At 61.6% G+C, this 6,217-nt stretch carries 5 protein-coding genes; 4 read left to right on the plus strand and 1 reads right to left on the minus strand.

All coding sequences use genetic code 11. The annotated features are described in order from the left end of the window. Nucleotides 1–413: 413 nt before the first annotated feature. Together J7E68_RS03165 and J7E68_RS03170 are read left to right on the plus strand one after the other, a co-directional pair. Nucleotides 414–1,052 (plus strand): SLATT domain-containing protein, encoded by a 639-nt coding sequence (locus J7E68_RS03165; RefSeq protein WP_215169776.1) that lies wholly within the window; start codon nucleotides 414–416, stop codon nucleotides 1,050–1,052. A gap of 1 nt (nucleotide 1,053) precedes the next feature. Then, nucleotides 1,054–2,352, plus strand: a complete 1,299-nt coding sequence (locus J7E68_RS03170) for a nucleotide-binding domain-containing protein (protein WP_215169778.1) — start codon at nucleotides 1,054–1,056, stop codon at nucleotides 2,350–2,352. Nucleotides 2,353–2,820: 468 nt separating this feature from the next. On the opposite strand, the gene J7E68_RS03175 is transcribed toward J7E68_RS03170, so the two are convergent. Continuing rightward, nucleotides 2,821–3,435, minus strand: coding sequence for a hypothetical protein (locus J7E68_RS03175; protein ID WP_215169780.1), 615 nt, complete (start codon nucleotides 3,433–3,435; stop codon nucleotides 2,821–2,823). Between the two features lie 691 nt (nucleotides 3,436–4,126). On the opposite strand from J7E68_RS03175, the gene J7E68_RS03180 reads away from it, so the two are divergent. Both J7E68_RS03180 and J7E68_RS03185 read left to right on the plus strand, forming a co-directional pair. Then, the gene (locus J7E68_RS03180; RefSeq protein WP_215169782.1) at nucleotides 4,127–5,506 is read left to right on the plus strand and encodes a hypothetical protein; all 1,380 of its coding nucleotides are present in this window, start codon (nucleotides 4,127–4,129) and stop codon (nucleotides 5,504–5,506) included. Between the two features lie 210 nt (nucleotides 5,507–5,716). Next, nucleotides 5,717–6,217 (plus strand): deaminase (locus J7E68_RS03185; protein WP_251048582.1); only part of this gene is annotated, 501 nt, incomplete at its 3' end.

Below are 6,217 nucleotides of genomic sequence, written 5' to 3' on the forward strand. Positions count from 1 at the left end.
CCTGCACCTTCAATGGGAGATGGTGCTGGGGGTGCCCATCACGCACACGATGGGCGGGGTGGGACTGAGATGGTCAACCTGTCCGAAACGCTGGAGCACCGGAGTCCGCTTCATCGAGCGCCGAAATGCGCTGAGGCGAAGGGCCCCGCCACGCGCCGTCCCTCAACCTTTGCGGACTGCCCCTTCCGGCTGGAGGCGAACACACTCCGTGCGGTGATGCCAGCATTCGCCCCACCACCCGGGCACTCACTACAGAGTTTGCGCCAGAAGATGGCGGACTAATGCTTGCACCCTTTCGAAGTGGCGCAGCCCACCGCGCAATGTCTGTGGCGCACGCAATACTGTCTTTATTGAGGTGCGGATAACTGCTCGCCTCGCCGGGATGCGCTCTCCCGCAGGGAGGCGTATGCCTCGTGCTCTATGCCGAGGCGGACACACATGGGGACACGATGATTGATGCCGCGCGCGACCAGGACGATGTCGATGCCATCCTGCTGGCGCAGATCCGTGAAACGTACGGCAAGGTGCTGTATAGCCACAAGATTCATGAGAAGCAATCAGACCTGTGTTTCCGTCGGCATCGACTGCAGCGGGGCTGGTTGGTTGTTCTGACAGCCGTTAGCTCAGGCGCGTTCCTCGCTTCGGTGGTCGGACTTTTCATCGAGCAACAGCACGCGGCGCTTGTCACCTCGTTCATTGCGCTTCTCGTCACCGCACTGAACCTCGGAACGAAAACTTTCAAGTACGGCGAGGAGTCTCAGCGTCACCGTGAGGTGGCAGCGCGACTGTGGAATGTGAGGGAGTCCTACCTGTCGCTCATCGCCGACATGATGAGCGGCGCCGTCAGCAGCTCGGACGCTCGAGCGAGGCGAGACGAGCTGCAAGAACTCTCGCGGGAGATTTACTCCGACGCGCCCCGCACGACCTCAAAAGCATACGAAATGGCGCGCGACGGGCTGAAGGACAACGAGGAGCTGACGTTCTCGGAGAAGGAGCTCGACGCGTTCGTACCCGAGCACCTCCGACTCGGCGCGGCGAAGGGCGGGATGTGACATGGACACCGCCGAAATCTTCGAGACTTTCCTCACCAACCTCAGCGTCGAAAACGCAGAGGCGATCTCCACTCGACGCGACGAGATTACGAAGGCTCTCAACAAGGAATTTCGTGACTTGCCGGCGTCGACGGCGTCTCGACTCATGGTTGGCTCCTACGGCCGATATACCGCGATTCGTGGCATCTCGGACCTCGACATGATCTTCATCCTCCCGGACAAATATCGCGATCAGTACACGGGCGAGAACGGTCCGCGGCGCGTGCTCGAGCGCGTCAGGAAGGCGATTCTGAATCGGTACCCGCGCACTGAAGTCGCCGTTGACCAGTGCGTGGTGCGAGTGCAGTTCACGAACTTCAAGTTCGAAGTGCAGCCCGCCTTCGAGGAAGATGATGAATCGTTCCTGTACCCGGACACGGTGGCGAAGGCATGGAAGGTCACTAAGCCACGAGCGGAGATCGCGGAGACCTCGGCGTGCAGCGCTCGTACATCCGGCAACATGCGAAAGCTCGCCCGCATGGCGCGGGCCTGGAAGAACCAACATGGTGTTGTGATGGGCGGTTTGCTCATCGACACACTCGTACACAGGTTCTTCGCTCAGACGACAGACTATGACGCTGCTGACGAGGCAGATTTTGGCCTCATGGCCCGAGATTTCTTCCAGTTCCTCGCCGATGAGGAGGACCGCGAGCGCTATCACGCCCTCGGCAGCGGGCAGTGGGTCAAGGTCCGCAAACGGTTCCAACCGAGAGCGAAGAAGGCGTACAACCTCGCCGTCGACGCCGTCGACGCTGACGGAAAACAGAGTGCACATAAGAAGTGGCGCGCTGTGTTCGGGTCCGCAGTACCGAAGGCCGTGTCGTCGGTTCTCGCCGCGTCTGCGGAAACCCGGTCGTACCAGGACACTGAAGAGTTCGTCGAGGATCAGTACCCTGTCGACGTCCGATACACGCTCTCCATCGACTGCAAGGTCACCCAGGATGGGTTCCAACCGCGGTGGCTACGGCGGATGATGTCTGATCGTATGCCGCTGCGTGTCAAGAAGACGTTGGACTTCGTGGTGAACAAGGTCGACACGGATGTTCCGCCGCCGTATGAGGTGCGGTGGAAGATCCTCAACCGTGGACCGGAAGCGGAACGACGTGACAACATCCGTGGGCAGATCGTCAAGTCAGATAGCCCCGGAAAGCGCCGCGAGCACACTGAGTTCCGCGGAGAACATCAGGTGGAGGCTTACGCCATCAAGAATGGTGTCGTGGTCGCGCGGGATGAAATCGACGTTCCGATCCGCATCGACTGAGCGGTCGGCTTTTCGTGAACCAGTTCGTCGATAGCGCGTGGCCCATAGGTAGCTGAGCGGGGTACTCGCCGTGGCGACGTCGAAGCGATAAGCCCGCGATGGTCCCTCCGTGCACGGCGTCCAGTGGCCTCAACAGCGCGAGCTCGGCCCCGTCGCTTGGCTCTCCCCGTCCGCCGCAGGGTAGGAGTTGACGAACAGGAGACAATCATGATGTCAGCATTGGTCTACGTGACGGTGATGCTCGTAGCGCTCGGCGTGCGGTGGTACGCGCACGCTCAGTACCCGTCCACCACGGATGGAGCGAGGACGTTTGTGGCCGCCACGTGGGCATGCGGGACCGTGTGGTTGGCCGCGGCAGCGCTGTGTTCCGGGGCAGGCTCTACCGCCGACTCGTCATCGGCGCTCGGAGCGCTCCTTGCTGCGACGCTGATGATGCTTCTGTGCGCGACGCTCACAGTCGCGGTGGGCTCAGACCGCCGGGGTCGTTCCCCTCACGTTCTCCTGAACGTTCACAATCCACTCGGCCGCGAGACCGCTCGCTGAGAACGCTGCGAGGACGGCCAGTACAACAAATACGACAACAACGCCGCGGCCAGTCGTCCAACGTCCCGTCCAGAAGACGAACCGCCACAGCCATCGCGCGCCCCAAGCCCGCGACTCGATGAGGGCAGCAGATACGTTCGCGGCGCAGAAGGCCACCGATCCGATAAGCAGGATGAAGCTCGCAACTGCGCCAAGAATCTGGAGTATGAGCGGGGTGAGGAAAGGTGTCAGTGCGCCGATTCCGTCTGCAGCGAGTGCTGCTTTCGCCGGCTCGAGAACTCCTTGCATAGGAGGTTCGAGGAGCCAGTACGAGACGAGGCTGCCGACTGCCGCGAACGGAACAGTGACGACAAGCGCCCAGGAAGTCGCTTTACCGTCGTACACCCGGCGCCACCAGAGGACAAGGAAAACGAAGGTGGCGACCAGAAGGACGAGCGTCGCCGTCCAGAACAGGATGACGGCGATGCTCACGACGTTCTCGACATACAGCCGCACGATGATGAACAGGAGGCCAACGCTGAGAAGCAGGCCACCCCACACATCATCATCCGAGGACGGCGCCTTGGGAGTCGCAGAACCGAATGTCGTCCGCAACCATGCCCACACGTGCCAATCCGTGATGCGGCGGGCATGGATCCGAGCAATTTACAAGGACACCCTAGAGCCGGATACTGCGGGGAGGCTGCTCATCGCCGCACCAATCGGAGTGCCAACCAGTGCTCCACCAAGAAGCCATGCCAAATCGGTCCAGAATGTCATCGTCGCCCGCCGCCTCTTTCCGTGGCAGAACGGGCAGCTTCAAGTAGTGCAGACAGGACGATAGGAATCACGATTCCTATCGCACCAAGGATGATCTGATCGACGTTGTCGCGAACGAAGGCGAGTACCGGCACGGAGTCAATCACTGCTACCTGCCTCAGCCATTCTTCGGTCTTTCATTTCGCCCTCGTCTCTTCCAACCTCCATCTCTATCCGCTGCGGTCTCATAGATCGGACCAGTGGTCGCGGGCAGCCACGGTGCCGCGCAGTACAGGCTGCGACCCCGTCTCAGAGTCTGTAGTTGAGCGTTAGCGGACGATTGTCCCGCCCGAAAGGGGTGCGTGGCGATCTCGTGAGCGCTTACACCCTCCCTGGGCGTCGAAGCCCGTGGGGCAATACTTGAGTTCGAGCGCAACACAGATATAAACGATGCAGTCCCACGTGACCGGTAGCTCGTCAGAAAGAGGTTTGAATGAAGAGGACATTGCATCCGGCTGGCGACTTTCGATGCACCTGGCATGTGCCCGACGAGGATGGTGGGCTACTCAACGTCCCAGGCACCCTCTCCGTGCGCCCGGGGGAGAGGCCTGCGGGCGATATGCACAGTGTCGACCTATTCGAACCCGATGACCTGTTTCCCCAGCGCCGCGTATACCCCGTCCTGACGGCGACGCTCGCCGGCGGTGCGACTGCGCTTGTAACGGACGTTGCTTTGGAAGCGATGCTCGGACAGGCAAGCCTGCACGGTGGCGCTGCCGTCATCTCTGTCGACCGGTTCGATGACGGTGCTGAGCCGGTCGCGTACGAGATCGAGATGCAGATCGAATCGCTCGATGCGATCTCCGGGTTGCAGCCGCTGTCCCCGCACCGTGAAGCGGATAGCTCGTGGTCAGCGAAGACCCGCCCCGATTCCTCGCTGACATGGACGCAAGGGGGAGCGACAGTGACTTTGGACTTCATCGTGGCTGCGGACGACACCAGCCCCTTCTCTCTGCACGTCGTGGCAAGTCCTCGAGTCATCATCCGGTCGGAGACGCCGCTAGCCCTGAGCGACTGGATCACAGAGTGGGTTGAGCCGATGCAGCGGATCTGCTCGCTCGCGTCAGGACGCTCCTGCCGTGTCACCTACGTCGTGCTGCGGTCAGAATCAGGTGAGAGCACTCAGCTGGCTCAGCTCTACGCGCACGGCATCACGCAAGAAGCCTACGACTCCGACTATCGAGAGATCTTCGGTCGGTCCGTCGGCGTGAACCTGAAAGACGACGATGCCTCTCTGCTCGGTCTTGCGCGGGGATGGCGACAGGCGCAGATCGATCAGCATCCGCTTATCGAGACCTACGGAGCGATGCTTCTTGTCGACGAACACCCGCGAGCGAGGTTCTTGTTGCTGTTGCAGGCCCTCGAAGGAGCCCATGGCTATGACCAACGCAGCACCTTCGCCGCACGTCGCCTGGAGCACGAGACGGAGGTGAAAGCGCTCCTTGCGAGGCTCTACGAACACACTAATTCCAAGGAGAGGAGCAAGATCAAGAACGGGCTCAAGTTGAACCATCCGGGCCTCGAACAAGCGCTCACTCGAACACTGAAATCGCTTCCTTTCGACATGCAGCCCTGGTTCGCGAAGACTTCACTGGTCACACAAGTCATCGCGGACGAGGACACGGACGCATCCGACGTAGTGTCGGCACTGCGCGTGGTCAGGAACGACCTCGCGCACGGCAACCGCGGGTACGACGCACGTGACCTGCGCGAGGTGGTGGTACTCCTCAACAGAGTGGTCCGCGCCCAGAGCTTGCGGTTGTTCGGGTCTTCGGATGAGACGCTCGAGAGAGTGCTGAAGAGCGGTCGCTAGCATCGCGTGACCGGTGACCGGTGACCGGTGACCGGTGACCGGTGACCGGTGACCGGTGACCGGTGATCGGTGACCGGTGACCGGTGAGCGAACGGCCCGCGCCACGATCCGCGGTGAGCGCAGCGGGCCGTTCATTCTCGGCTTGCCGGCCGGGGCCGTTTCTGCCGCCGCTGCAGACTTTTTTGGCCCAGATTGCGGCACGATTGACGCATGAGCACCAGCACACCGCGAGAGGCAGCACCCGACAGAGACCGTGAGCGTCGCCACGCGCAGCTCGCAATTGACCAAGCACTGCTTTGTCGGGGAAACGCTCGGGTGGGCGTCGTTATCGCGCGTGGGGAGGATGTCCTCGCAACCGGGTTCAAGGACGACAGTTCTGGCCGTCATGCCGAGCAAGTAGCGCTGCAGGCAGCGAAGGATGCGGGCATCGACGTCGCCGGTGCAGAGCTCTACACAACACTTGAACCCTGCGCGAACTCTCGGACTCGACGAACCCCATGCTGCCAGCTCGTCGCCGAGGCAGGAATTGTCACAGTCCACATCGGGGAGTACGACCGCAACCCTCAGATCTATCGACTCGGGTGGAAAAACCTTCGGGACAGCGGAGTGGTGCTCCGCGACTTCCCGGCAGATCTCCGCGAGGCCGCACAACAGGCCAACGCTGACTTCGCCACCGTGTTCACAGAAGGAACCGGGATGAGCGCGGGTGCG

Source organism: Microbacterium sp. ISL-103 (genome assembly GCF_018613995.1).
In the GTDB taxonomy this organism is placed as follows: Bacteria; Actinomycetota; Actinomycetes; order Actinomycetales; family Microbacteriaceae; genus Microbacterium.

Coding starts and splice junctions, on each gene's coding strand:
- J7E68_RS03180 (WP_215169782.1), top strand. CDS start 4,127: ATGAAGAGGACATTGCATCCGGCTGGCGACTTTCGATGCACCTGGCAT.
- J7E68_RS03170 (WP_215169778.1), top strand. CDS start 1,054: ATGGACACCGCCGAAATCTTCGAGACTTTCCTCACCAACCTCAGCGTC.